Origin of the sequence: Peteryoungia aggregata LMG 23059 (genome assembly GCF_030814435.1) — a bacterium.
Lineage (GTDB): Bacteria > Pseudomonadota > Alphaproteobacteria > Rhizobiales > Rhizobiaceae > Allorhizobium > Allorhizobium aggregatum.
The window spans coordinates 382,895-408,158 of the sequence record NZ_JAUSUW010000003.1; the positions used below are offsets into that span (position 1 = coordinate 382,895).

Sequence of the window (25,264 nt, forward strand, 5' to 3'; positions counted from 1 at the left end):
TGCGTTGCAACAACAGCCATTGGCAGACCAAAGCGATTTGAATATAACAAAAGCATCGAAGCGGCGCACTCCTCCTCCCAGTGCCGCTCGGTAGGATCGGCAATACTCCTCCTCCTCCCAATTGCCGATCAAGTTTAAGAGCCTGGCGCATCCTCCTCCCGCGCCAGGCTCTTTTCATTTGCGGACACCGCAGATTTCCTCCCCAGATAAATAGCTCTGCCCTCGTTTCGCTTGATGCCGATGGACACCGGCCCATATAACCGCATCTGCGCGCAAGCAAATCTGTAGGAATGGGCATGACAGTCAAATTTGGCACGAGCGGCCTCAGAGGCCTATCGACGGATCTGGTGGGCTCTGTGTCAGCGCTCTACTCCTTCGCCTTTGCACGCCACATGCTGGAAAGCGGCATTCTGAAACCGGGGGCGCCTGTCGTCATCGCCCGCGACTTCCGTCCATCGAGCCCGGAAATCGCCTCCACCATCATGGCTGCCATCAAACGCCTGGATCTGGTGCCGTTCGATTGCGGAACGATTCCTACCCCGGCGCTCGCGCTCTATGGCCAATCGATCGGTGCCGCCGGGATCATGGTCACCGGGTCCCACATTCCGGCCGATCGCAACGGCATCAAGTTCTACAGACCCGATGGCGAAATCGACAAGACCGACGAGGAGGCGATCACCCGGCTCGCCGCCGCGCTGGCATCGGATGACGCGGCAAACCGGGTCGAGGACGGCTGCGGCGAGCGTCGCGAGGCAGAGGCCAGCAAGCTGTTTCTCGAGCGAAATCTCGGTGTCCTTCCGGTGGACGCGCTTGCCGGGAAACGGATCGGCATCTACCAGCACAGCTCGGTCGCCCGAGACATGCTCGTGGAAATCTTCGAACAGTACGGCGCGACCGTCTTTCCGCTCGGACGCTCCGAGCATTTCATTCCGGTCGACACCGAGGCCGTCTCGCAGGAGACCGTTGCACAACTCGCCCGCTGGACCGACGAACTGGCCCTTGATGCGGTACTTTCGACTGATGGCGATGGCGACAGACCTCTGGTCGCTGATGAGCACGGCATGCCCCTGCGTGGTGACCTGCTCGGCCTGGTCACCGCACGCTTCCTGAAAGCGGACCTTGTCGCAACACCCGTCACCTCGAATTCCGGACTGGAGCAGGACGGCCACTTCGTCGTCAGACGCACCCGCGTGGGTTCCCCATATGTGATCGCCGCCATGGAAGAGGCGTTGGCGGCAGGAGCCGACCGAGTGCTGGGTTTCGAAGCCAATGGCGGACTGATGCTCGGCTCGGACTTCGCGATCGAGGATAAGGTGATCAGGGCGCTGCCGACACGCGACTGCGTGTTGCCGATGCTGGCCGTGCTCGGTACGGCAGCCGAAAGAGGACTTGCGCTGTCGGCTCTCGTCGCCGATCTCAACCTGCCCGTCGCTCTCGGTGATCGACTGGAGAACTATGCGAACGAGCGAAGCACCACGCTCATGGCGCATCTGCGCAATTCCGGCGATCAGCTCGCTGCGTTTCTCGCCCCCGTCGGAGCAGTACGATCAGTCAGTGACATTGATGGCCTGCGGGTCACGCTGGCCGACGACCGGGTGATCCATTTCCGTCCGTCCGGCAATGCACCCGAGATGCGTTTCTATGTCGAGGCGGCGGACGGGCAGGCGGCAAAGGCCCTGCTCGAACAGGGCCTTGCGCTGCTCGAACGCTGGGTCGTCTGAACCGGACAGCCCCACCAGACGTATTGGTCATGACACGACATGAGAGGATGACATGACCAAGATCGCCTGGATTACCGGATCAAGCACCGGCATCGGTCGAGCCCTCGCCGAACGGCTGGTTCATGACGGATATCGTGTGGCCGTGAGTGCAAGAAGTGCGGATGCGCTCGCATTGTTCGCGGCAAACCACCCCGGCAAGGTCGGGGTCTACCCGCTTGATGTGACCGATCCCGCCGCCGTCAAGCAGGTGTTCGCCGCGATCGAGAGGGAAATGGGGGCGATCGATCTCGCGGTTTTCGCGGCCGGATCCTATACGCGTGACTATGCCGAGGATTTCAGCAGCGAGCGCACCCGGCAGATGTTCGATTTGAACGTGCTTGGCACGGCATCCTGCCTGGAAACGGTGATGCCAGCCATGATTGCGCGCCGCAGCGGCCATATCGCGGTCGTCGCGTCGGTTTCCGGTTACCTGGGGTTACCGGGCGCTGCGACCTACGGAGCGACGAAAGCGGCTCTCAACGTGATGTGCGAGGCGCTCTATCCGGAGCTTGAGCGGCACGGGGTAAAGCTCACCATCATCAATCCAGGCTTCGTGGACACACCGCTCACCAAGAAGAACGATTTCCCCATGCCTTTCCTCATCTCATCCGAGGAAGCGGCGGATACGATCGCGAAAGGGCTGGCAAAGGGCAAGTTCGAGATCATCTTCCCGTGGAAGATGGCCGTCGCGATCCGACTGTTGCACGCCCTGCCCCACTCCCTGCGCTTTGCTCTCACACGCAAGATGCTTCGCCCACTTGATCGGTGAGCGAAGCCAAAACGCTAGAGCATTTCCGGTAAAGTGCGGATCACCGGAAATGCTCTATCTCCTTGTTGTAACGCAGTTCGGACGCAAAACCGCTGACGCAGTTTTGATGGGCGTGTTCCAGATCGCGTTTGTTATTCAGGCTGGCTTATCCAGCCTGAACTGCACCACGTCGATGCGACCGAACCGGAAGCCGACGGCGCAATAGTGGAGATAAAGACGCCACATGCGATAAAAGCGGCGGTCGAATCCGAGCGGCTCGATCTTCTGCCAATTCGCCGTGAAGGCGCTGTCCCAGGCTAGCAAGGTCCGATCATAATCCCGACCGAAGCGGAAACAATCGCCGATCTGCAGGCCAGCAGCCTTCGCATCGCGTTCAAACACCGTGACCGAAGGCAGCATGCCGCCGGGGAAGATGTAGGTCTGGATGAAATCAGCGCTGCGGCGATAGTAGTCGAAACGGCTCTCATCAATGGTGATGGTCTGAATCAGAGCCTTGCCGCCGGCGGCAAGCCGTTCCTGGACCGCCTTGAAATAGACCGGCCAATTCTCCTCGCCGACGGCCTCGAACATCTCGATCGAGACGATCTTGTCGTACCCGCCGCGACAATCGCGATAGTCCTCAAGGCGGATGTCTGCCCGGTCGGCCAGGCCGGCCTTCTCAAGCCGCTCGCGAGCAAACTTCGCCTGCTCAGTCGAAAGCGTCAGGCCAGTGACCCGACAGCCGGTCTTGCGGATCGCGTGTTCGGCGAAGCCGCCCCAGCCACAGCCGATTTCCAGCACGTGGTCATCTGGTCCGATCTGCAGTTCCTCGACAATGCGGGCATACTTAGCCTCCTGCGCGTCGGCCAAGGTCATGCCGGGGGTGCTATAGAGCGCCGAGGAATAGGTCATCGTCCGGTCTAGCCAGAGACCGTAGAAGGCGTTCCCAAGGTCGTAGTGGTAAGCAATGTTGCGACGGCTGCCCTTCCTGGAATTGCGTCGCAGCTTGTGTCGAAGCCGGGCCAGTCCCTTGAAGACGGAAGAGGACGCGAGCACCGCCCCAAGCTGCGCTTCATTCGACAATGCGAGTTCAAGGACCGCACCGATATCCGGCGAATCAAGATCGCCGTCGATGACGGATTGCGCAAAGCCGAGCGTGCCTCCGGTCAGGATCCGCAGAACGGGGCTCGCATTGCGAACGCACAAGACAGCATTCGGGCCGGGTCTTGCACCAATCGCGACATGCTCTCCATATCCCTCGAACTGGAGCGTCAAACGGCCGACGGCGATCCGGTCGGCCCAGCGGCACATCATGCGCTGCCAGAATGTGAGGGAGCTTATGACAGGGTGCATTTCCTGTTCAGCGTGACTCATGACTTCTTCATCCCATTCTGCACAACGATCGTCGACGCAACCCTGGTTGCTGCCGGCTGGTGACGATAGACGGGGACGCCCTTCCACCAGAGCCTCAGCGCTTCCCAGTGAATTCCTCCCATCACCTTCATGGTCATCAAGGGATAGGTTAACAGCATGCGCAATAAGGACCTGTCCGACAAGGGGCGCCGCTCGCCGGCGAAGCTGGCGAACAGCATGGGGCCTTCCGGATCGCTCTCGCCGATATGGATGGCGATATCGTCGGCAGGCGGGCTGATGCGGAAGCTATATTCGCAGTTCATCGGCATGAACGGAGAGACATACATTTCCTTGGCGCAACGATGACGCAGGATGCCGCTCTCTTCGTCCGATACTGGGATCACATAGGTATGACGCTCGTTGAAGGTGTTGCAGACTTCATAGAGCACGGCTGCAAGTTCGCCTCCGGGGCGATAGCAGAAATAGACGGTCAGCGGATTGAACACATAACCGAGGATGCGCGGATAGCAGAGCATACGGATGGTCCAACCGCCGCCCGTAAGCCCCGCAGCGGCCAGACGCTCCTCAACCCACTGACGCAGCTCTCCCGTTCGACCATTGCCGTGGTCGGCATCATGAACGGAGAAGAACGCCGCCTTGTTGTAGCCGAAAAGCCGAAGGTCGGCATTCAGATCACTGATTTCATCCAGGTCGACCAGGAGCGAAAACACACTGTAACGCAGGCTATGTTTCTTGGGCCGGCTGCGCACATGCAGTACGTGACCGGCATAAATTGCAGACGAAGAGATCATTCTGCCGCCTCAAGCTGACGGCTGATCACGATCCGCCCGGACTCGTTCTCGACCGACCACGGGCGACGGACACCGCCGAGCGCTTCTGCGACGGCAAGCCCCGCCTGAAGGCCATCCTCGTGGAACCCACTGCCGAAATAGGCGCCGCAGAACCACGTATTGCGACGGCCCTGAAGCTGCCATATCCGTCTTTGGGCGCGGATGGCTGCCACATCGAAGAGCGGGTGCTCGTAATTGAAGGTCCGGATGATCTTTGCGGGATCGATCGGGCGGCAGGGATTGAGCGTGACGAACAGCGGTGTCGCAGGATCCAATGACTGGAGCTTGTTCATCCAATAGGTCACGCACAGGGTCTCAGTGGCATCAGCCCGTTTGTCAGCCACATAGTTCCAGCTGGACCAGACGGCCTTGCGCTTTGGCATGAGGTTCTCATCTGAGTGAAGCACGGCGAGATTTGGCGTGTACTGGAAGGACTCCAGCACGTCGCGCTCTTCGCCGTCGGCATCTTCAAGCAAATCGATGCTCTGGTTGGCATGGGTCGCAAGCACCACGTCATCGAACGTCTCAACACCACCGTGAACATCCGTCACCTCAACGCCCGCGATGCCGCGGCGAACACCCGTAACGGCAGTACCCAGGCGAACCTCACCCTGAAAGTCTGCGAGGATGCGCGCGACATATTCGCGGCTGCCGCCCTTGACCGTGCGCCAGCTGGGGCGATCGGTCAGCGTAAGCAGCCCATGGTTTGCGAAGAAACGAATAAAGGCGTGGAGCGGATAGAGGCGCATCTCGGATGCCGTGGTTGACCAGATTGCCGCGCCCATCGGCAAAAGGTGGTCCTCGACAAAGGAAGGCGCATAGTCGGCAGACGCGAGATAATCGCCAAGTGAAACGCCTTCCAGTTCGCGTCGGTCAAGCAGGCCGGGAGCCTCCCTGTAGAAGCGCAGGATATCCTTCACCATGCGCCAGAAGCGCGGACGCAGAATATTGGATTTCTGACCGAGGAGGCCGCCAAGACCGGAGCCCGAATACTCGAAGGCCCCGGCATCGAGCGAGGCGGAGAACGACATGTTCGAAGGGAGCGTCGGAACATCGAGATGTTCAAACAATTTGACGAGGTTGGGATAATTGCGATCGTTGTAAACGATGAAGCCGGTATCGACCGGAACATCCTTCGTGGCCCCCAGCGCAAGCACGGTGTTGGAATGGCCGCCGGGCCTGTTTTCGGTTTCGTAAAGTACGACGTCCGCGCTCTTCGACAGCAGCCAGGCACAGGACAGACCGGAAATTCCCGAACCGATGACCGCGATCCTGCGCTTACCGCCGAACGCGGCCTTCGTGATACCAGTGTCCATTATCCGCCCTTTATCTTGTATATCAACCAAATGGATTTGCTGATGAATACGCAAGGCATTTCGCAATGGATCGATGATGACGAATAAATTCACACGCGGTGATCCGCCTGGACTGTGAGGGCGTAGAGCACTCCATGATGAACGCGATTCACATCTCGGCAGATGCGTGCCAGAATGACCCCGGGCGGACAGCACGGCACATGGTCGCTGCGCCGCTCCAACGAGGGAAAAAAAGCGTTTCGATGACCGAGTCGGTGGAAGATCTGGACCAGCGTAACTTCTCGCAGCTTTTGGCCGCCGTTGGGCGTGATCGTGATATCGAGGCCTTCGAGACGATTTTCAAATATTACGGGCCCAAGGTGCGCTCCTACATGGCCAAGCTTGCCCGCGACGGGCAAGCGGCGGAAGAGCTGATGCAGGAGACGATGCTCGCGGTCTGGAACAAGGCAGAGCAATTCGATCCATCGCGAGGCAATGTCTCAAGCTGGATCTTTACGATTGCCCGCAATCTGCGCATCGATGCCTTTCGCCGCGAAAAGCGACCGGTCTTCGACCCCACGGATCCGGCGTTCGTTCCGGACGACGTACCGCCTGCCGATGTCGAATTCGAAGGACGTCAGGAGGCCGACCGCCTCCGTCGCGCGATGGAAACCCTCCCACCCGAACAGCTCGAACTCCTCAAAATGTCATTCTACAGAGAAGCGTCCCATAGCACCATCGCTGCCGAACTCGGTCTGCCGATGGGTACCGTCAAATCGCGTATCCGCCTCGCTTTCGCGAAGCTGCGTGCAGCACTGGAGGAGCGGGCATGACGCTCCATGTACAACACCACATCAGCGACGAATTGCTGCTGGACTACGCCACGGGGAACCTGGCCGAAGGTTGGAGCATTGCTGTCGCCACGCATCTGGCGCTCTGCCCAGCCTGCCGTGACCGGCTTTCGTTCATGGAACATACCGGTGGTCAGCTCCTCGAGGCAACCGAGGTAACCGACAAAGAAGTCTCTCCGGCGGACAGTTGGGCCGCCATGAAGGCCAAGATGGCGGCTCAGGGATCAGTGCGGACGCCCGCTGCCAAGCCGGTCGCAGCGCCAAGGGACCTTCCCATTCTGCCAGAGCCCCTGCGCTCTTATCTTGGCGGTGATATCCACGATTTGAAGTGGAGAGCATTGGGACGCGGCGCGTATCATATCCCGATCAAGACGGGTGACAAGGAAAGTCAGGTTCGGCTCCTGAAGATCCCGGCAGGGAAACCGGTTCCGGAGCATTCCCATGGTGGCCGCGAACTGACTCTCGTGCTGAAGGGCGCCTTTACCGACGGAGCGACCGTGTTCAAGCGCGGCGACATCGAGGAAGCAGACGAGACCCTCACTCACCAGCCCGTGGCGACACCCGACGACGATTGTATCTGTCTTGCGGTCACAGACGCGCCACTGAAGTTCAAGAGCCTGCTGGTGCGCTTGGTTCAGCCGGTTCTCGGAATATGATTAGAGGCCGGGCACCCGCCTGGCTCGCTGGGGAAGACACATGAGCTATGTGATTGCCTATCTCTCGACGGCGCTGGTCTTCTTCGTGCTCGATTACTTCTGGCTGACGCGGATCGCAATCGGCTTCTACCGCGAGCACATTGGCAGCTTGCTGCTCGCGACACCGAACTTCGCGGCGGCTGGCATCTTTTACCTCTTTTATGTCATCGGCCTCGTCTATTTCGCCGTCATGCCTGCGGTTTCAGCTGGCAGTCTCGTCACGGCACTCGTCAACGGCGCCCTGCTCGGCCTTCTCGCCTACGGCACCTATGACATGACCAATCTGGCAACGCTGAAGGGCTGGTCCTTGCAGGTGAGCCTCGTCGACATGGCTTGGGGCGCATTTCTCTCTGCAACAGCGTGTGCGGCGGGTTACATTGCTGTATCCCGCCTCTCTGCCTGAGCGCTGGAAGCCGTACGGCCAACGGCCTATGTTCACGGCATGATCAAGCCGGACCTCCTCCTCCATCCGACGCCCAGCGGGCTCTATTGCCCGCTGGGTGACTTTTTCGTAGATCCGGTGCGGTCGGTGGGCCGGGCTCTTGTGACCCACGGCCATTCGGACCATGCGCGCGCCGGCCATGGCCATGTTCTTGCCACCCGCGAGACCCTCGACATCATGGCGATCCGTTACGGGGAGGATTTCTGCGGCACGTCGCAAAGGGCCGTCTTTGGCGAAACCGTTTGGATCAACGGCGTTGCTGTTCGCTTCCACCCGGCCGGCCATGTGCTTGGCTCGGCCCAGATCGAAATCGAGGCGCAGGGAACGCGTATTGTCGTTTCAGGCGATTACAAGCGCGGCGCCGATCCGACCTGCGCCAGTTTCGAACCCGTGCCTTGTGACGTCTTCATCACCGAAGCCACATTTGGGTTGCCAGTCTTTCATCATCCAGAACCGCGGCTTGAGATCCAGAAGCTGCTGACCTCACTTCAGCAATTTCCCGAGCGAAGTCACCTGATTGGTGCCTATGCCCTGGGCAAGGCACAGCGCGTCATCTCGCTGATCAGGCGCGGCGGCTATGACAAGCCCATCTATATTCACGGTTCCATGGCGCGGCTCTGCGACTACTATTGCGAGCAAGGCGTGGACCTGGGCGAGCTTCGACCGGCGACGGCAGAGAACAAGAAGTCGGGGAGCCTCAGGGGCGCCGTGGTCATTGGGCCGCCCTCTGCTTTCAATGACCGCTGGGCACGACGCTTCGAGGATCCTCTCGCCATCTTCGCCTCGGGCTGGATGATGGTACGCCAAAGGGCCAAACAGCGCGGTGTGGAGTTGCCGCTCGTCATCTCCGATCATTGCGACTGGCCGGAACTTCTCGACACGATCCGGGAGGTTGGGCCTCAAGAGGTCTGGGTCACCCACGGGCGCGAAGAGGCCCTGGTGCGCTGGTGCGAACTTTCAGGCATCAAGGCGCGACCGCTGCACCTTGTCGGCTATGAAGACGAGGGGGACTGAGATGAAGGCCTTTGCCCGCCTCCTCGACCGCCTGGTCCTGACACCCAGCCGCAACGGCAAGCTGACGCTACTGACAGACTATTTTCGCGCCACGCCCGATCCCGATCGCGGCTATGCACTGGCCGCGCTCACCGACGGTCTCGACATCAAGGGCGTGAAACCTGCGCTGCTGAAAGAATTGGTGCTGGAGCGGATGGATCCGATCCTGTTCCAGTATTCCTATGACTATGTGGGTGACCTCGCCGAGACCATCTCGCTCGTCTGGGAGCCGCAGGCGCTGGAGGCCGAGGACGAGCAGGATCTCGAAAGCCTGTCAAAGATCGTAGAGCGCCTGCAGCGTCTGGGGCGCAACGAGACGCGCTCCGTCATGCGCGATCTCCTCGACAGGCTCGACACATCCGAGCGGTTCGCGCTCATCAAGCTCGTGACCGGAGGCCTCCGGATTGGCGTCTCGGCGCGCCTCACCAAGCAGGCGCTGGCGCTCTACGGCGACAAGGATGTCGTTGACATCGAGAGCCTCTGGCATGGGCTGAAGCCACCCTATACCGAACTCTTCGCCTGGCTGGAGGATCGGATCGAAAAGCCTGTCTTGTCGACGCCGGCGATCTTCCATTCCGTCATGCTTTCGTCGCCGATCGAGGACAGGGATCTCTCCAATCTGAATCCCAAGGATTTTGCTGCCGAATGGAAATGGGATGGTATTCGCGTGCAGCTCTCCTGCTCCGGCGGGAAGAGCCGGCTCTATTCGCGCTCCGGCGACGATATCTCGGGGGCGTTTCCTGACATCATCGAGGCAGCGCAGTTCGAGGGCGTGATCGACGGCGAACTGCTCGTCGGCGGGACATCGCGCAGCAATGCACCGACGCGCACCTTTTCGGATCTCCAGCAGCGGCTCAATCGCAAGACGGTCACGGCCAAGATGCTGGAGGACTATCCGGTCTTCATGCGCGCCTATGACATCCTGTTCGATGGCGATGTCGACGTGCGGCCCGAAACCTTCCTCGCTCGGCGCGAACGGCTGGGTGCGCTTGTGGAGCGTCAGGAGCCACGGCGTTTCGATCTTTCGCCGCTCGTCTCCTTTTCGACCTGGGAGGAACTGGAGCAACTGCGTGCCACCCCACCTGATCCTGTGATCGAAGGGGTGATGCTGAAGCGCCTGGACAGCAACTATCAGGCGGGACGTGCCAAGGGGCCATGGTTCAAGTGGAAACGGGACCCGATGAATGCCGATGCCGTGCTGATGTATGCGCAGCGCGGGCATGGCAAACGGTCCAGCTACTATTCGGATTTCACCTTCGGGGTCTGGACGGCGATCCCCGGCGAAGGCGATGTCCTGGTGCCCGTCGGCAAGGCCTATTTTGGCTTCACCGACGAGGAGCTCGAGGTTCTCGACCGCTTCGTGCGCAACAATACGGTCGATCGCTTCGGCCCTGTGCGGGCGCTCAGGGCCGAGCCGGAACACGGGTTTGTCGTGGAAGTGGCTTTCGAGGGACTGGCGCGCTCGACCCGACACAAGTCAGGGGTCGCGATGCGGTTTCCCCGCATCGCGCGTCTGCGCCAGGACAAGCTTCCGAAGGATGCCGACCGGCTGGAGACGCTGGTCTCGCTGATCGACAAATAGTTTAGCGGGTGGTCAGGCAGCGGGAGACGCTGTCCTGCCAGCCGGCAATCGCTGCCTCGCGCTCACTTGCAGCCATGCCGGGCTCGAAACGGCGATCACGCCGCCAGGTCGCGGCAAAGCCCTTCTGGTCGGGCCAGAGACCGGCGCGGGAGCCGGCGAGCCAGGCGGCACCGAGGACGGTGGTTTCGAGAACCACGGGACGATCGACCGGGGCGGCGAGGATGTCGGCAAGCCGCTGCATCGTCCAGTCGGAGGCGACCATGCCACCGTCGACGCGGAGCACGGTCTTCGAGGCGCTGCCGTTCCAATCCTTCTTCATCGCCTCCAGAAGATCGTGGGTCTGGTAGGCGACGCTTTCGAGCACGGCGCGGGCGAATTCGGCCGGGCCCGTGCCACGCGTCAGGCCGAAGATGGCGCCCCGGGCATCGGCATCCCAATGGGGCGCGCCAAGGCCTGTGAAAGCAGGCACGAGATAGACCCGCTGATGCGGATCGGCCTTGCTGGCCAGCGCATCGGTTTCTGAAGCGACCTTCACGAAGCCCATCTGGTCGCGCAGCCACTGGACGGCCGCGCCAGCGATGAAGATCGAGCCTTCCAGGGCGTAAGTTGTCTCGCCATTCAGGCGATAGGCGATGGTGGTGAGCAGGCGGTTCGACGAGGCGACGCGATCTCGGCCGGTGTTCAGGAGCGCGAAGCAGCCCGTGCCGTAAGTCGACTTCATCATGCCGGGCTCGAAGCAGGCATTGCCGATGACGGCGGCCTGCTGGTCGCCGGCGACCCCGAGGATCGGGATTGCGGCGCCGAGCACGGACGCATCCGTAATGCCGAAATCATCGGCGCAGTCCTTGACCTCCGGCAGCATGGCGCGTGGGATCTCAAGGATGGACAGAAGCTCATCGTCGAAGCGGTTGGCGCCGATGTCATAGATCAGGGTGCGCGAAGCATTGGTTGCGTCGGTCGCATGGACCTTGCCGCCGGTCAGCTTGTAGATGAGCCAGCTATCGACCGTGCCGAAGCAGATCTCGCCCTTTTCGGCGCGCGCCTTCAGGCCGTCGACATTCTTCAGGAGCCAGGACAGCTTGGTTCCGGAAAAATAGGGATCGAGCAGAAGACCGGTCTTTTCGGTGAAAAGCGGCTCCAGGCCCTTGTGCTTCAGCTCATCGCAGAAGCGCGCGGTGCGGCGGTCCTGCCAGACGATCGCGCGATGGGCGGGCTTGCCCGTGGCGCGGTCCCAGACGACGACGGTTTCGCGCTGGTTGGTGATACCGATTGCGGTGACATCGCCGATCTTGATCCTGGCGGCCGCGAGCGCCTTTTCGATGGTCGCCAGCACACTCTGCCAGATCTCGTCCGCATCATGCTCGACCCAGCCGGAATCCGGGAAATGCTGGGTGAACTCCTGCTGGGCGACGCCGACGATATGCATCTCGTGATCGAAGATCATCGAGCGGGTCGAGGTCGTTCCTTGGTCGATGGCCAGAATGTAACCGCTCATCAGGCGCAAACTCCTTAATTGAAGAAGCCGGGGCGTAGATTTCGCCCCGGCGGTTGTCAACGATCAGGGATTGATCGGGATCACTTCTGCCAGCTCTTGACCAGTTCGTCGTAGTTGACGGTGATCGGCTTTTCTTTTTCTTCGGCGATCTTCAGCTGCGGAGCGAGATTGCCCTTGGCAACGGCATCGGCATTCCACTCTTCGAGGGTCTTTTCCTCGGCAAGCTTCGGACCGATGTCGCCCTGAACGCCAGCGCGTTCGAGACGCTCAAGGACCTTTTCCTGCTCGGCGCAGAGCGAGTCCATGGCTTCCTGGGCAGTCTTTGCGCCCGAAGAGGCGTCACCGATTGCCTGCCACCAGAGCTGAGCCAGCTTCGGATAGTCAGGAACGTTGGTGCCGGTCGGCGACCACTGCAGGCGAGCCGGCGAGCGGTAGAATTCGACCAACCCGCCGAGCTTCGGAGCACGATCAGTGAAGGACTGGTGGTCGAGGGTCGACTGACGGATGAAGGTCAGGCCGACATGGCTCTTCTTCACATCAACAGTCTTCGAGGTGACGAACTGTGCGTAGAGCCAGGCGGCCTTTGCACGGTCTTCCGGGGTGGACTTCATCAGCGTCCAGGAACCGGCGTCCTGATAGCCGAGCTTCATGCCGTCCTTCCAGTAGACGCCATGCGGGCTCGGAGCGAAACGCCACTTCGGCGTGCCGTCCGCGTTGACGACCGGCAGGCCTTCCTTGACGAAGTCGGCCGTGAAGGCGGTGTAGGTGAACATCTGCTGGGCGATTTCACCCTGCGACGGCACCGGACCGGATTCGGAGAAGGTCATGCCCTGGGCAGCCGGAGGGGCGTACTTCTTCAGCCATTCGAGATACTTCTCGATGGCATAGACGGAAGCAGGGCCGTTGGTGTCACCGCCACGGGCGACGCAGGAGCCGACCGGCCGGGAGTTTTCGTCGACCTTGATGCCCCATTCGTCAACCGGGTTGCCGTTCGGAATGCCCTTGTCGCCGTTGCCAGCCATGGAGAGCCAGGCATCGGTGAAGCGCCAGCCGAGCGACGGGTCCTTCTTGCCGTAGTCCATGTGGCCGAAGACCTTCTTGCCGTCGATTTCGCGACCGGTGAAGAATTCGGCGATGTCCTCGTAAGCCGACCAGTTGACCGGTACGCCGAGATCGTAGCCGTACTTCGCCTTGAAGTCGGTCTTGTTCTTTTCGTCGTTGAACCAGTCGTAGCGGAAGAAGTAGAGGTTGGCGAACTGCTGGGTCGGCAGCTGGTAGAGCTTGCCATCCGGAGCGGTCGTGAACGACTTGCCGATGAAGTCATCGATGTCGAGGGTCGGGCTGGTGACGTCCTTGCCTTCGTTCGCCATCCAGTCGGTCAGGTTGCGAACCTGCTGATAGCGCCAGTGGGTGCCGATCAGGTCAGAGTCGTTGATATAGGCGTCGTAGATATTCTCGCCCGACTGCATCTGGGTCTGCAGCTTTTCGACCACGTCACCTTCACCGATCAGGTCGTGGGTGATCTTGATGCCGGTGATGGCTTCGAAGGCCGGTGCAAGCACCTTGGATTCGTATTCATGCGTGGTGATGGTTTCGGAGACGACCTTGATTTCCATGCCGGAGAAGGGCTTGGCGGCGTCAACAAACCACTGCATTTCGGCTTCCTGCGTGGCACGATCCAGTGCCGACATGTCGCCGATCTCAGCGTCCAGGAATTTCTTCGCCGCTTCCATATCGGCGAAGGCGACGCCCGTCATGGCCAGAAGCATGGCAGCCGTCGTCGTCAAAAGGTGCTTTCGCATTATGTCCTCCCTAAGGTTGCGATTGCATTCAGTTTTTCAGTCTCGAGGATGGCGACCTCCCGCCGCCATCCATCTTGTCTTGCCCTAGACGAAGCGGAAAACGCCGATGGCGTAGACCACGGACAGGGCCAGAGCCCACCACAGGTTCGGTCCAACGAGACCGAGCCAAGCGAGATTGATGAAAGCCGATCCGAGCAGCGACACGAAGAGACGGTCGCCGCGGGTCGTCTCGAAGCGCAGGATGCCGGTGCGCGGATTGCCGCCCGGCGACAGGTATTCCCAGACCGCCATCGACAGGATCAGGCCAAAGATCACGAGGAAGAATGTCGTGGTCGGTATTGTCCAGGCCATCCATGTAAAGTCCATTGGAACCTCCTCAGACGCGGCCCAGGGCAAAGCCCTTGGCAATGTAGTTGCGGACGAAATAGATCACGAGTGCGCCCGGTATGATGGTGAGAACACCGGCAGCTGCCAGCACGCCCCAGTCCATGCCGGAGGCAGAAACGGTACGCGTCATGATGGCCGCGATCGGTTTTGCATCCGTTGTCGTCAGGGTCCGGGCAATCAGCAGCTCGACCCAGGAGAACATGAAGCAGAAGAAGGCGGCGACACCGATGCCGGATGCGATCAGCGGCATGAAGATCTTCACGAAGAACTTCGGGAAGGAATAGCCGTCGATATAGGCCGTCTCGTCGATCTCCTTCGGTACGCCCGACATGAAGCCTTCCAGGATCCAGACAGCCAGCGGCACGTTGAACAGGCAGTGCGCAATCGCAACGGCAATATGCGTGTCGATGAGGCCAAAGGCGGAGTACAGCTGGAAGAAGGGCAGCGCGAAGACGGCCGGCGGCGCCATGCGGTTGGTCAGCAGCCAGAAGAACAGATGCTTGTCACCAAGGAAGCGATACCGTGAGAAGGCATAGGCTGCCGGCAGGGCGACAGCGACTGCGATCACCGTGTTCATGCACACATAGATGATCGAGTTGATGTAGCCCTTGTACCACGACGGATCGGTGAAGATCACCGCGTAATTGGCAAGTGTCGGGTCAACGGGCCAGAGCGAGAAGGCGCCGGTGATCTCCGCATTCGTCTTGAAGCTCATGTTCACGAGCCAATAGATCGGCAGCAGAAGGAAGATGATGTAGATGGTCGGAACCAGTAAGCCGAAGCGGGTGCGGTCATCAGTGCTTTTCATCGGTATCTCCCTCAGCCCTTCGCGTCACTGTTGGTCATGACGGTGTAGAAAACCCAGGACAGCGCCAGGATGATCAGGAAGTAGATGATCGACATGGCCGCCGCCGGACCGAGGTCGAACTGGCCAACCGCCATCTTGACGAGGTCGATCGACAGGAAGGTGGTCGAATTGCCGGGGCCGCCGCCGGTCAGGACGAAGGGCTCGGTATAGATCATGAAACTGTCCATGAAGCGCAGCAGGACGGCGATCAGAAGCACGCGCTTCATCTTCGGCAGCTGAATGAAGCGGAACACGGACCAGCGCGATGCGCCGTCGATCTTGGCTGCCTGATAGTAGGCATCCGGGATCGAGACGAGACCGGCATAGCAGAGCAGCACGACGAGGCTCGTCCAGTGCCAGACATCCATGACGATGATCGTCACCCAGGCATGGATCGGGTTCTGCGTGTAGTTGTAGTCGAAGCCCAGGGCGTTCAGCGAGTAGCCGAGCAGACCGATGTCAACGCGACCGAATACCTGCCAGATGGTGCCGACGACATTCCACGGAATGAGCAAGGGCAGCGCCATCAGGACAAGGCAGACCGGTACACCCAATCCCTTTTTCGGCATGTTGAGCGCGATGAAGATGCCAAGCGGCACCTGGATCGCCAGAATGATCATGGAGAAGATCAGGTTACGCCCGAGCGCATCCCAGAAGCGCTCCGATGTCAGGATATCGGTGAACCAGTCGGTGCCGGCCCAGAAGAACTGGTTGTTGCCGAAGGTATCCTGGACCGAATAGTTGACGACCGTCATCAGCGGGATCACGGCGGAAAACGCCACGAGCACCAGCACCGGGATGACCATGAACCAGGCCTTGTTGTTCCAGGTCTTTTCCATGATCAGCCCTCCATTTCCACACGCCAGCTATCGGCGAAGATGCCCATGCCGTCGGACACGAAGGTGACCTTGGGATCTGCGGGGATTTCCGAATCCTCTGGGATGACGATCGACAGCGGATTGCCGGCAAACTGTGCGCGCACGATCTTCTGACGGCCGATGTCCTCAATCTTGGCGACGGTCACGGGCAAGCCTTCGCGTCCGATACGCAGGAATTCGGGGCGGATGCCGAGTTCGATCTTGCCCTGGCCTGAAAGTTTGGGCGTGCCCGGCAGGTTTACCGTCTGATCGCCAACGATGGCGGTTGCGCCACTCACCTTCACGGGCATGACATTCATGCCCGGAGAGCCGATGAAGTAACCGACAAAGGTGTGGCTGGGGCGCTCGAAAAGTTCGGCAGGCGTTCCAATCTGGACGATCTGGCCGTCATACATGACGACGACCTTATCGGCGAAAGTGAGCGCTTCGGTCTGGTCATGAGTGACGTAGACCATGGTGAAGCCGGACTGGCGATGCAGGCGCTTCAACTGCGAGCGAAGCACCCACTTCATATGCGGGTCGATCACCGTCAGCGGCTCGTCGAAGAGGATCGCGTTGACATCCGAGCGCACGAGACCGCGACCGAGCGAGATCTTCTGCTTCTGGTCCGCCGTCAGGCCCTGCGCCTGCTTACGGGCCATGGGCTGCAAGTCGATCATGTCGAGGATCTCGTTGACCCGCTTGTGGACCTGATCGTCCGGGACATTCCGATTGCGCAAGGGGAAGGCCAGGTTGTCGTAGACGCTCATGGTGTCGTAGACGACCGGGAACTGGAAGACCTGGGCGATGTTGCGGGCAGCCGTCGGCAGGTTGGTGACGTCAACGCCGTCGAATTCGATCCGGCCATCCGAGGGATGGATCAGGCCCGAGATGATGTTGAGCAGCGTGGTCTTGCCGCAGCCTGAGGGACCGAGCAGCGCATAGGCGCCGCCATCGTCCCATTCGTGATGGACTTCCTTCAGGGCGTAATCGCCGGCTGCGCGGGCGGCCGGGGTGTACGCGTGGCGGATATGGTCGAGGTTGATGCGTGCCATGACGTTCCTCCTCACGCAGCCAGTTCGGCGGGGGCGCCAAGCGCCTTGCCGTCGGCGCCAAACGCCATCAGGTGACGGGTGTCGATGAAGACGTCGATCTCGCGGTCGGGATCAATGTCGTGGATGCCATGCGCCAGGCAAACCCAGCGGGCACTTCCATATTCGACGTGGATGAAGCTCTCGGAGCCGGCGATTTCCGAGACGAGGGTGCGTGAGCGCATGGCCATGGCGCCAGGCAGGGCAGTAAGCGACAGGTGGTGCGGGTGAAAGGCCACGGTCACTGGACCATCCGCAATGGATGAGAGATGGGCCGGCATGCCGAGGACCGGCTGGCCGTTCAGCTCGAAGCTTGCGCCCTTTTTGACGAGCGCGATTGTGTTGAGCGGCGGATCGGCGAAGGTCCGGGCCGTCAGGAGATCCGACGGGCGACGGTAGACATTGATTGTCTCGCCGAACTGGGTGATGCGGCCTTCGGAGAGCGTCGCCGTGTTGCCGCCGAGCAGCAGAGCCTCGGATGGCTCGGTCGTGGCATAGACGAAAATCGCGCCGGACTCGGCGAAGATCTTCGGCAGTTCCTCGCGCAGTTCTTCGCGCAGCTTGTAATCGAGATTGGCAAGCGGTTCGTCGAGGAGGACGAGGTTGGCCTTCTTGACGATCGCGCGCGCCAGTGCGGTGCGCTGCTGCTGGCCCCCTGAAAGGTTAAGCGGCGTGCGGTTGAGATATGGCGTCAGGCGCAGGAGATCTGCTGCCTTGCGCACCTCGCGATCGATGGTCGCCGCATCCTTGCCCGCGACACGCATCGGCGAGGCGATGTTTTCATAGACCGTCAGCGCCGGATAATTGATGAACTGCTGGTAGACCATGGCGACGCTGCGCTTCTGGACAGGCATGCCCGTCACATCCTGCCCGTCGAAATGGACGGTTCCGGATGTCGGTTTCTCAAGGCCCGCCATCAGGCGCATCAGGGTTGTCTTTCCCGAAAGCGTGGGGCCGAGCAGGACGTTGAGCGTACCCCGCTGCAGCGTCAGGTCGGTCGGGTGAATGTGATATTCACCTCCCACCATTTTCGAGACTTTACGCAGTTCCAACATATGTCCTCAGGCCTCCTCCAAACCGTCGGTCTTTTTCAGTGGGATAGGCGATCAGGCCGCCGCCAACATCCCCAGATAGGCATCCAGCCCCTTCGCCTCCTCTGGCGTCAGGAACAGACCCTGTTTCGTTCGGCGCCACAGCACGTCTTCGGCTGTGACCGCCCATTCCTGCTCGACCAGCCAGCGAACTTCAGCTTCGTAAAGCGTGCCGCCGAAGCGGCGGCCGAGATCGGCATTCGACCGGGCCTTGCCCAGGATCGATTTCGAATCCGTGCCGTAGCAGCGGATCAGGCGCTCTGCATGTCCACGCTCCAGGAAGGGATAGGCCTTCAGTAGATCCGCAACCGTCACCTCGAAGGCGGTCGCCGCAAAGTCGCCACCCGGCAGGCGGCTGCCTGCGGTCCAGGGCGTACCCTTTTCGCCAATCGATTCGCCGATCTTTTCCAGCGCATGTTCGGCGAGGCGCCGATAGGTGGTGAGCTTGCCACCGAAGACGTTGAGCAAGGGGGCATCGCCCGCCGTTCCCTCAACCTTTAGCACGTAATCGCGCGTCGCTTCCTGTGCTTTCGAAGCGCCGTCATCGAAAAGCGGGCGGACGGCGGAATAGCTCCAGACGATATCATCCGGGCGCACCGGTTCCTGGAAGTATTCGCTGGCCGCGTCGCAGAGGTAGTTCACCTCTTCGGGGCTGATGCGCACATCCTTCGGATCTTCGGTGTAGTCACGGTCGGTCGTGCCGATCAGCGTGAATTCGCCTTCATAGGGGATGGCGAAGATGATGCGGTTATCGGGGTTCTGGAAGAAGTAGGCACGCGGATCCGTGAACTTCTTGCGGACGATGATATGGCTACCCTGGACCAGGCGGACATTGTGTACGTTGTTGCGGCCAAAGGCGCCGGCCAGCACTTGATCAACCCAGGGGCCGGCGGCATTGACCAGCATGCGGGCCTTGTGCGTCACGACTGAGCCATCACGCTGTGATTTCGTCGTCACAAGCCAATAGCCGTCTTCGCGATGGGCGGACACAACGCGGGCGCGGCTCAAGATGTTTGCGCCACGGATCTGCGCGTCGCGGGCATTGAGCACGACCATGCGAGCGTCATCGACCCAGCCGTCGGAATATTCGAAGGCCTTGGAGAAGACCGGCTTCAACGGCTTGCCGGCGGGATCGCGGCGCAGGTCGAGGGTCTTCGTCGCCGGCAACAGCTTTCGGCCACCGAGATTATCATAAAGGAAGAGGCCGAGGCGGATGAGCCAGGCCGGGCGAATGCCGCCCTTCTGGAACGGCAGCACGAAACGCAGCGGCCAGATGACGTGCGGCGCCATGGCCCAGAGGACCTCGCGCTCCATCAGAGCTTCGCGCACCAGGCGGAATTCGTAATGCTCAAGATAGCGCAGGCCACCATGGATCAGCTTGGTGGCGCCCGACGAAGTACCGGAGGCGAAGTCGTTCATTTCAGCCAGGGCAACGGAGTAACCACGGCCGGCCGCGTCGCGCGCGATCCCGCATCCATTGATCCCGCCGCCGATCACAAACAGATCGTAGATTGGCTGCCCCGACATTATCCCTCCACATGTTCGCACCTGCAGCATTTGCTGCCATTGCGAAAGCATGAATATATTTTTCGAAATTTAAACGAATGTCAAACGAAACTTATTCTGCAGATATGTGATCGCTCTCCGGAGCGGTTTCGATGATGCGGACGTCCTGCTCCGCGCAGATGGCGCGAATGCTGTCAGAGGGACAGTTGTCGGTGATAAAGGTCTGAACCTGCGAGATATGGCCGATCCGGACCGGCGCCGTGCGCTCGAATTTCGAGGCGTCGGACACCAGAATGACGTGGCGCGCATTGGCGATGATCGCCTGGGCGACTTTCACTTCGCGGAAATCGAAATCAAGCAGTGCACCATCTTCATCAATGGCCGAAACGCCGATAACGGCGAAATCCACCTTGAACTGGCGGATGAAGTCCACGGCCGCCTCGCCGACGATACCGCCATCCGAGCCGCGTACCACGCCGCCGGCGATCACCACCTCAATTGAGGGGAAAACTCGCAAGTGATTGGCAACATTGATGTTATTGGTAATGACCATCAATTCCTTATGGTCGACCAATGCGTCACCGACCGCTTCCGTCGTGGTGCCGATGTTGATGAAGAGTGAGGAATTGTCGGGTATCAGGTCGGCCGCGGCGCGGCCTATCGCCTGTTTCTCGGTTGCGGCCATGGAACGGCGCGCTTCGTATTTGACGTTTTCATTTCCGCTTGGGAAAACGGCTCCGCCGTGAATGCGGTTGAGCGCCCGGGCATCACACAGGTCGTTCAAATCCTTGCGGATTGTCTGAGGCGTGACGGCAAACCGTGCCGCGAGTTCATCCACCAGAACGCGGCCCTGCTCCTTGGCCAGAGCCATGATCTCCGCCTGTCGTGCCGAAAACATCATAGCGCCCCTCCCTCTTTTCGTTTTTCTTCAGTCTAGGCCAAAACGAAACAGGGGCAATAGCCCACTTTGAAACTAACGACGCCGAAGCAGCAGAATGAAGGCGAGGCCACCGGCAAGCCCGGTGATGACGCCGATCGGCATATCCTCTGGCGCCATGATCGTGCGCGAGACGATGTCCGCGAGAATGAGGATGACGGCTCCCGCGAGCGCGGAAAGCGGAATGACGCGGATGTTGTCGCTGCCTGCCGTCAGGCGGATGAAATGGGGCACGAGCAGGCCCACGAAGCCGATGGCGCCCGAGAAGGCAACCATGACGCCTGTCAGCAGCGCCGTGACAACGAAGAGTTCGGCGCGGAAGCGGGCGACCGGTACGCCGAGGGTCGCAGCCGTTTCGTCGCCCATGGCCATGGCGTTGATTTCCCGCGCCCGCACAACGAGGAAGACAAGACAGGCGGCGAGCACGATCGCGGGATAGATGAGCTGCGACCACTGGGCGAGGCCGAAGCCGCCCAGCATCCAGAAGACCACCGTATGGGCCGCTCTCGGATCGCCAAGGAAGATGGCGAGATTCCCGAGAGACGTAGCGACGAAGGCAATCGCCACACCCGAGAGGACAAGGCGATCGGCGCCGGCGCCGGTGAAACGGGTCACGGCGACAACGGCAAGCGTCGCAAGCAGCGAGCCGCCGAAGGCGAAGAGCGGGACGGTGACCAGGCCGAAGATCAGCCCGGTGTGGAGGAGCGCGATGATCGCGCCCAAAGCGCCACCGGAGGAGACCCCGAGCAGATGAGGATCGGCCAGCGGATTGCGTGTCACGGATTGCAGGACGGCACCGACCGTTGCCAATCCGGCGCCGACGAGGCCGGCGAGGATGACGCGCGGGAAGCGAACGTCCCAGACGATGCTTTCGCGCCCTGCCGACCAGGTCGGCTCGAAGGTGCCGGGCGCGAGTTTGTTGATGAGGATCGACCAGACGGTCTCCGCCGGAATGGCGGCAGAGCCTAAGGACACGCCAGCCGTCACACATAGGGCCAGCAGGACAAAAGCCAGCCCCGCCCAGAAAAACAATCGACCCTGCATCATGCTGCCTTGTGTATCTCCTGCCGGGCGGGGCTGCAAAGCGGCCCCGCCTCAGGCGCATTACATGTTGCGCGGGTGGAAGGCGTTCGCGAGGCGATCGATCGCCTGGACGTTACGCGGGCCTGGTGTTGCCTCGACATATTCGAGCACGACGAAACGATCCTGCTTGACCGCATCCAGGTTCTTGAAGGCCGGGTTTTCCTTCATGAAGGCGATCTTCTGCTCGGCGGTCACATCGCCGTAGTTGACGATGACGATGACTTCCGGGTTTCGCTCGATCACCGGCTCCCAGGAGACTTCCGTCCAGCTCTTTTCAACGTCGTCCATGATGTTGACGCCACCAGCCGCCTCGATCATCGCCGTTGGGATGCCGAAACGCCCGGAGGTGAAGGGCTTCTCCGTGCCGGAATCATAGACGAAAACGCGCACGGGCTTTGCGACGCCACCGATTCGCGTGGTGATCTCGTCAAGCTGCTTGCGGTAGCCGGCAACCAGCGCGTCGGCACGATCCTCGACGCCAAAGATCTTGCCGAGGTTGACCAGGTCCACGAACATGTCGTCCATGGTCGGCTTGTTCTTGTTCATGATGTGAATGCAGGATTCGGTGAGTTCGTAGACCTTGATGCCGAGGGGCTCCAGCGTCTCGGGCGTCACCTCGCCGCCAACCTTCATGCCGTAGTTCCAGCCGGCGAAGTAGAAGTCCGCATCGGCGTTCAGCAGCACTTCCTTGGTCGGATATTTCGGCGAAAGCTCCGGCAATTCCTTCACGCCTTCGCGCAGGCCCTCATCCAGCGTCTTCCAGCCGGAAATGCCGGTGTAGCCGACCATGCGGTCCTGCAGTTTAAGGGCCAGCATCATCTCGGTCAGATTGACGTCGTTCGAAATCGCGCGAGCGGGTGCGGCGTCGAAGGTGACGTCACGATTGCAGCTCTTGACAGTCACCGGATAGGCAAAGGCGGATGAGGCGACGAAGACCGAAGCAAAAAGCGTGGCGGACAGTAGAAGACGGGAAGCCATAGGGGCGGATCCTTTCAAAATCAGTTCAAAGCAAGAGAGAAGGAAAAGTGATGATGGCGGAGGCCGCCCGCCTGCTGGCGGGCGGCGAGAACGCCGAATGTCCCGGACAGAGCCTGCTCGGTCAGAACCGCTTCCGGGGCGCCAAAAGCGCTCATCCGTCCGCCCTGCATCAGGGCGACATGGGTGGCGAATTCGGCTGCGAGATTGATGTCGTGCAGCGTCGTGATGATCGTCAGGTTCAGGGCTCCGAGCAGGTCGAGGATCTCGAGCTGGTGGCGGATATCGAGATGATTGGTCGGCTCATCGAGGATCAGGATCTCGGGCTTCTGGGCGAGTGCGCGGGCCACGAGGACGCGTTGCTTCTCGCCGCCCGACAGCGTCGAGAACTGCCGATTCGCCAAGCGCAAAAGGTCGAGGTGATCGAGGGCATGCTCGGCTTCGGCGCGGTCCTGATCGTTCCAGCCGGCAAGCCCCTCGCGCCAGGGAACCCGGCCCATCATGACCACATCCCGAACGGTGAAAGGGAAATCTCCCGGCATTTCCTGGAGAACGACGGCAACACGGCGGGCAACCTGGCGCGCACTCAGCTGCCAGATATCCTGGCCGTCAACTTCGACGCGACCTTCGAGCGGAGCGACGCCGCGATACAGGCAGCGCAAAAGCGTGGTCTTGCCGGCCCCGTTGGGTCCAACGATCGCCAGCCGGTCGCCTGCGTCGAGCACGAAGGACACATCCCGCACGAGGAAATGTGATGGTTTCGGACCCCAGCCGATATCGGTGACGCGGATGGGGCACCCCTTACTGCTGCAGCTCATGGCCGAGCCTCCGAAAGGCAAGAGCCATAGGCTGTCATGCCAGGGGCATGAACAAGGGCCGGACTTGCCGGCTCACAATCTGGAAGGAAATGCATGCCCGTCCTCCGCAGGATTTCTCCGGAGGTAAAATGGCATGTGATCGGCGCGCCAGACAGCGCGGCGCGAAAGCCAGTTTTTATCCATCGGAACACCCCGTCCGCTTCGTTTTCAACACTTGACGGCAGGTCTCCTGGCTCGCGGATATGCGCTGCTCCATTTGCCTTCCCACGGTGACCCGCAGTGGCCCGACGCTCTCACGCCGCGAGAATGGACAGCAATCCGCTTACAGTTGCGGGGGCAGCCACGGTCTTGGTCCCTTTTGGGTCTTCCGCACCGTGTTCCCTATTAATCCCCTCGGAGTCATCCGGTGGGGGAACCGTCACCTGCTTGCATAGGACCTGCAGACCCAGGCGGTCAAGCCTTGATCTTTTTCGTTATGTAATACCATTACGTTTATCGTCTGTTTTTCCTGTTGTCCACACCCGATCTCACCCCTTCGAATCTCCGGCCATGCCCCTGGAAAAGATCAGCAACTCGCAATCGCCGAATGGTGGCTGTGCGGCGGCGCGTCCGGTCACAGTGGCTCAAAGCAATGATCAGGGCCGTTCTTGCGCCCTGCAAAACCGCGCAGACACCCGCACATTCCAGTCGGCACCGGGCGACCGCTGATTTGACAGGACAGGGCAAACTTGGCAGCAGTGTTGCAGACGGGGAGGAGACCGCATGGCACGGCGCAGCGAGGGACAGACGAGACTGGATGATGCGGCACGAGCCGGCTGGCTCTACTATGTCGCCGGCCGGACTCAGGACGAGATCGCAGCAGCCATGGGGATTTCTCGACAGAGTGCCCAGCGTCTCGTTTCGCTCTCCGTCGCGGAAAAGCTCATCAAGGTGCGGCTTGACCACCCGATCGCCGCCTGCCTCGAACTGGCGGAAGCACTCAAGCGGAAGTTCGGATTAAAGGAGGTGGAGATTGTTCCGACCGATCCGACATCGGAGTCGGCGACCGTCGGTGTTGCCGAAGCAGGAGCAGCACAGCTGGAGCGCTGGCTCAAGCAGACCGATCCGCTGGTCATCGCGATGGGCACCGGTCGTACCCTGCGTGCAATGATAGACCAGTTATCGCCGATGGAATGTCCGCAGCACAAGATCGTTTCGCTGACGGGCAATATCAGCCCTGATGGTTCGGCTGCCTATTTCAACGTCATCTTCTCGATGGCCGATGCGATCAAGGCGCCGCACTTCCCGATGCCCCTTCCGGTCATCGTGTCTTCACCCGAAGAAAAGCAGCTTCTGCACCAGCAGCCGCTGGTGGCGCCGACAATTGCGCTCGGCCGTCAGACGGACGTGACATTTGTCGGCATCGGCGAAATGAACATGAACGCGCCGCTGCTCGTCGATGGGTTCCTGAAACCGGGCGAGATGGAGGACCTGCTCGCCGCAGGTGCGGTGGGAGAAATCTGCGGCTGGATCTTCGGAGAAAATGGCATGCTCCTCGCGCACCCCGTCAATGAGCGGGTGGCCAGCCTCGAGGTTCCCTCGCGCGAAACCTCCAGCGTGATTGGTCTGGCCAAGGGGCGACGAAAGCATCCGGCCATCCTTGCTGCGGTTCGCGGCGGCCATATCAACGGCCTGATCACAGACGAAGAGGCTGCGCGGCACCTTCTCGCCAGTTGATCTCAATTAAAATTTTCAATCTCTGAACA

The 25,264-nt window shown here is 60.7% G+C and carries 23 protein-coding genes and 1 riboswitch; of the genes, 8 read left to right on the top strand and 15 right to left on the bottom strand.

The features are described from left to right. Nucleotides 1-296 precede the first annotated feature (296 nt). Both J2045_RS07060 and J2045_RS07065 read left to right on the top strand, forming a co-directional pair. On the top strand, nt 297-1,721 hold the full coding sequence (locus J2045_RS07060; protein ID WP_307370947.1) for a phosphomannomutase: 1,425 nt from the start codon (nt 297-299) through the stop codon (nt 1,719-1,721). Nucleotides 1,722-1,773: 52 nt separating this feature from the next. After that, nucleotides 1,774-2,529 carry an SDR family NAD(P)-dependent oxidoreductase gene (locus J2045_RS07065; protein ID WP_307370949.1) on the top strand — a complete coding sequence of 252 codons (756 nt, stop codon included), beginning with the start codon at nt 1,774-1,776 and terminating at the stop codon, nt 2,527-2,529. 135 nt (nt 2,530-2,664) lie between these two features. On the opposite strand, the gene J2045_RS07070 is transcribed toward J2045_RS07065, so the two are convergent. The 3 genes from J2045_RS07070 to J2045_RS07080 are packed head-to-tail and all read right to left on the bottom strand — an operon-like array spanning nt 2,665 to nt 6,028. After that, a complete protein-coding gene (locus J2045_RS07070) occupies nt 2,665-3,882 on the bottom strand; it encodes an SAM-dependent methyltransferase (RefSeq protein ID WP_307370951.1) in 1,218 nt (405 codons plus the stop codon). After that, nucleotides 3,879-4,673: a DUF1365 domain-containing protein gene (locus J2045_RS07075; RefSeq protein WP_307370953.1), complete on the bottom strand. Its 795-nt coding sequence runs from the start codon at nt 4,671-4,673 to the stop codon at nt 3,879-3,881. The genes J2045_RS07070 and J2045_RS07075 overlap by 4 nt, the downstream gene beginning before the upstream one ends. Beyond that, complete coding sequence (locus tag J2045_RS07080) at nt 4,670-6,028, bottom strand: NAD(P)/FAD-dependent oxidoreductase (protein ID WP_307370956.1); 1,359 nt, start codon at nt 6,026-6,028, stop codon at nt 4,670-4,672. The genes J2045_RS07075 and J2045_RS07080 overlap by 4 nt, the downstream gene beginning before the upstream one ends. A gap of 242 nt (nt 6,029-6,270) precedes the next feature. Here J2045_RS07080 and J2045_RS07085 point away from each other — a divergent pair, with 242 nt between their 5' ends. Genes J2045_RS07085 through J2045_RS07105 form a run of 5 tightly spaced genes read left to right on the top strand, consistent with a single transcriptional unit; the run spans nt 6,271 to nt 10,630 of the window. Next, nucleotides 6,271-6,840 (top strand): sigma-70 family RNA polymerase sigma factor, encoded by a 570-nt coding sequence (locus tag J2045_RS07085; protein ID WP_166600269.1) that lies wholly within the window; start codon nt 6,271-6,273, stop codon nt 6,838-6,840. Then, the gene (locus J2045_RS07090; RefSeq protein ID WP_307370960.1) at nt 6,837-7,514 is read left to right on the top strand and encodes a ChrR family anti-sigma-E factor; all 678 of its coding nucleotides are present in this window, start codon (nt 6,837-6,839) and stop codon (nt 7,512-7,514) included. The genes J2045_RS07085 and J2045_RS07090 overlap by 4 nt, the downstream gene beginning before the upstream one ends. A 40-nt stretch (nt 7,515-7,554) precedes the next feature. Further along, the gene (locus tag J2045_RS07095; RefSeq protein ID WP_166600181.1) at nt 7,555-7,956 is read left to right on the top strand and encodes a DUF2177 family protein; all 402 of its coding nucleotides are present in this window, start codon (nt 7,555-7,557) and stop codon (nt 7,954-7,956) included. A gap of 39 nt (nt 7,957-7,995) precedes the next feature. Beyond that, nucleotides 7,996-9,009, top strand: coding sequence for a ligase-associated DNA damage response exonuclease (locus J2045_RS07100; protein WP_307370963.1), 1,014 nt, complete (start codon nt 7,996-7,998; stop codon nt 9,007-9,009). 1 nt (nt 9,010) lies between these two features. Beyond that, nucleotides 9,011-10,630, top strand: coding sequence for a cisplatin damage response ATP-dependent DNA ligase (locus J2045_RS07105; RefSeq protein ID WP_307370965.1), 1,620 nt, complete (start codon nt 9,011-9,013; stop codon nt 10,628-10,630). A gap of 1 nt (nt 10,631) precedes the next feature. On the opposite strand, the gene glpK is transcribed toward J2045_RS07105, so the two are convergent. The 12 genes from glpK to J2045_RS07165 form a co-directional block, all read right to left on the bottom strand. Beyond that, complete coding sequence (glpK, locus tag J2045_RS07110) at nt 10,632-12,125, bottom strand: glycerol kinase GlpK (protein ID WP_307370967.1); 1,494 nt, start codon at nt 12,123-12,125, stop codon at nt 10,632-10,634. Between the two features lie 80 nt (nt 12,126-12,205). Beyond that, entirely contained in the window at nt 12,206-13,927 is a 1,722-nt protein-coding gene (locus J2045_RS07115; RefSeq protein WP_166600184.1) for an ABC transporter substrate-binding protein, read from the bottom strand. 84 nt (nt 13,928-14,011) lie between these two features. Beyond that, complete coding sequence (locus tag J2045_RS07120) at nt 14,012-14,293, bottom strand: DUF2160 domain-containing protein (protein ID WP_307370971.1); 282 nt, start codon at nt 14,291-14,293, stop codon at nt 14,012-14,014. A 10-nt stretch (nt 14,294-14,303) separates the two neighbouring features. After that, nucleotides 14,304-15,122, bottom strand: coding sequence for a carbohydrate ABC transporter permease (locus tag J2045_RS07125; RefSeq protein ID WP_307370975.1), 819 nt, complete (start codon nt 15,120-15,122; stop codon nt 14,304-14,306). A gap of 11 nt (nt 15,123-15,133) precedes the next feature. Further along, nucleotides 15,134-16,000 carry a carbohydrate ABC transporter permease gene (locus J2045_RS07130; protein WP_166600187.1) on the bottom strand — a complete coding sequence of 289 codons (867 nt, stop codon included), beginning with the start codon at nt 15,998-16,000 and terminating at the stop codon, nt 15,134-15,136. Between the two features lie 2 nt (nt 16,001-16,002). Continuing rightward, nucleotides 16,003-17,073, bottom strand: a complete 1,071-nt coding sequence (locus tag J2045_RS07135; RefSeq protein WP_307370978.1) for an ABC transporter ATP-binding protein — start codon at nt 17,071-17,073, stop codon at nt 16,003-16,005. Between the two features lie 11 nt (nt 17,074-17,084). Then, on the bottom strand, nt 17,085-18,164 hold the full coding sequence (locus J2045_RS07140) for an ABC transporter ATP-binding protein (RefSeq protein ID WP_307370980.1): 1,080 nt from the start codon (nt 18,162-18,164) through the stop codon (nt 17,085-17,087). 51 nt (nt 18,165-18,215) lie between these two features. Next, the gene (glpD, locus tag J2045_RS07145) at nt 18,216-19,727 is read right to left on the bottom strand and encodes a glycerol-3-phosphate dehydrogenase (RefSeq protein ID WP_307370982.1); all 1,512 of its coding nucleotides are present in this window, start codon (nt 19,725-19,727) and stop codon (nt 18,216-18,218) included. Nucleotides 19,728-19,818: 91 nt separating this feature from the next. Beyond that, the gene (locus J2045_RS07150) at nt 19,819-20,607 is read right to left on the bottom strand and encodes a DeoR/GlpR family DNA-binding transcription regulator (protein ID WP_307370984.1); all 789 of its coding nucleotides are present in this window, start codon (nt 20,605-20,607) and stop codon (nt 19,819-19,821) included. Nucleotides 20,608-20,679: 72 nt separating this feature from the next. Next, nucleotides 20,680-21,690, bottom strand: coding sequence for a FecCD family ABC transporter permease (locus J2045_RS07155; RefSeq protein WP_307370986.1), 1,011 nt, complete (start codon nt 21,688-21,690; stop codon nt 20,680-20,682). Nucleotides 21,691-21,747: 57 nt separating this feature from the next. Further along, nucleotides 21,748-22,704, bottom strand: a complete 957-nt coding sequence (locus J2045_RS07160; RefSeq protein WP_307370989.1) for an ABC transporter substrate-binding protein — start codon at nt 22,702-22,704, stop codon at nt 21,748-21,750. Between the two features lie 20 nt (nt 22,705-22,724). Then, entirely contained in the window at nt 22,725-23,519 is a 795-nt protein-coding gene (locus J2045_RS07165; RefSeq protein ID WP_307370992.1) for an ABC transporter ATP-binding protein, read from the bottom strand. A 202-nt stretch (nt 23,520-23,721) separates the two neighbouring features. Next, a riboswitch (cobalamin riboswitch) is annotated at nt 23,722-23,954 on the bottom strand. Between the two features lie 327 nt (nt 23,955-24,281). On the opposite strand from J2045_RS07165, the gene J2045_RS07170 reads away from it, so the two are divergent. Then, on the top strand, nt 24,282-25,235 hold the full coding sequence (locus J2045_RS07170; RefSeq protein WP_307370995.1) for a sugar-binding transcriptional regulator: 954 nt from the start codon (nt 24,282-24,284) through the stop codon (nt 25,233-25,235). Nucleotides 25,236-25,264: the final 29 nt, after the last annotated feature.

Coding starts and splice junctions, on each gene's coding strand:
- J2045_RS07060 (WP_307370947.1), top strand. CDS start 297: ATGACAGTCAAATTTGGCACGAGCGGCCTCAGAGGCCTATCGACGGAT.
- J2045_RS07065 (WP_307370949.1), top strand. CDS start 1,774: ATGACCAAGATCGCCTGGATTACCGGATCAAGCACCGGCATCGGTCGA.
- J2045_RS07070 (WP_307370951.1), bottom strand. CDS start 3,882: ATGAGTCACGCTGAACAGGAAATGCACCCTGTCATAAGCTCCCTCACA.
- J2045_RS07075 (WP_307370953.1), bottom strand. CDS start 4,673: ATGATCTCTTCGTCTGCAATTTATGCCGGTCACGTACTGCATGTGCGC.
- J2045_RS07080 (WP_307370956.1), bottom strand. CDS start 6,028: ATGGACACTGGTATCACGAAGGCCGCGTTCGGCGGTAAGCGCAGGATC.
- J2045_RS07085 (WP_166600269.1), top strand. CDS start 6,271: ATGACCGAGTCGGTGGAAGATCTGGACCAGCGTAACTTCTCGCAGCTT.
- J2045_RS07090 (WP_307370960.1), top strand. CDS start 6,837: ATGACGCTCCATGTACAACACCACATCAGCGACGAATTGCTGCTGGAC.
- J2045_RS07095 (WP_166600181.1), top strand. CDS start 7,555: ATGAGCTATGTGATTGCCTATCTCTCGACGGCGCTGGTCTTCTTCGTG.
- J2045_RS07100 (WP_307370963.1), top strand. CDS start 7,996: ATGATCAAGCCGGACCTCCTCCTCCATCCGACGCCCAGCGGGCTCTAT.
- J2045_RS07105 (WP_307370965.1), top strand. CDS start 9,011: ATGAAGGCCTTTGCCCGCCTCCTCGACCGCCTGGTCCTGACACCCAGC.
- glpK (WP_307370967.1), bottom strand. CDS start 12,125: ATGAGCGGTTACATTCTGGCCATCGACCAAGGAACGACCTCGACCCGC.
- J2045_RS07115 (WP_166600184.1), bottom strand. CDS start 13,927: ATGCGAAAGCACCTTTTGACGACGACGGCTGCCATGCTTCTGGCCATG.
- J2045_RS07120 (WP_307370971.1), bottom strand. CDS start 14,293: ATGGACTTTACATGGATGGCCTGGACAATACCGACCACGACATTCTTC.
- J2045_RS07125 (WP_307370975.1), bottom strand. CDS start 15,122: ATGAAAAGCACTGATGACCGCACCCGCTTCGGCTTACTGGTTCCGACC.
- J2045_RS07130 (WP_166600187.1), bottom strand. CDS start 16,000: ATGGAAAAGACCTGGAACAACAAGGCCTGGTTCATGGTCATCCCGGTG.
- J2045_RS07135 (WP_307370978.1), bottom strand. CDS start 17,073: ATGGCACGCATCAACCTCGACCATATCCGCCACGCGTACACCCCGGCC.
- J2045_RS07140 (WP_307370980.1), bottom strand. CDS start 18,164: ATGTTGGAACTGCGTAAAGTCTCGAAAATGGTGGGAGGTGAATATCAC.
- glpD (WP_307370982.1), bottom strand. CDS start 19,727: ATGTCGGGGCAGCCAATCTACGATCTGTTTGTGATCGGCGGCGGGATC.
- J2045_RS07150 (WP_307370984.1), bottom strand. CDS start 20,607: ATGATGTTTTCGGCACGACAGGCGGAGATCATGGCTCTGGCCAAGGAG.
- J2045_RS07155 (WP_307370986.1), bottom strand. CDS start 21,690: ATGATGCAGGGTCGATTGTTTTTCTGGGCGGGGCTGGCTTTTGTCCTG.
- J2045_RS07160 (WP_307370989.1), bottom strand. CDS start 22,704: ATGGCTTCCCGTCTTCTACTGTCCGCCACGCTTTTTGCTTCGGTCTTC.
- J2045_RS07165 (WP_307370992.1), bottom strand. CDS start 23,519: ATGAGCTGCAGCAGTAAGGGGTGCCCCATCCGCGTCACCGATATCGGC.
- J2045_RS07170 (WP_307370995.1), top strand. CDS start 24,282: ATGGCACGGCGCAGCGAGGGACAGACGAGACTGGATGATGCGGCACGA.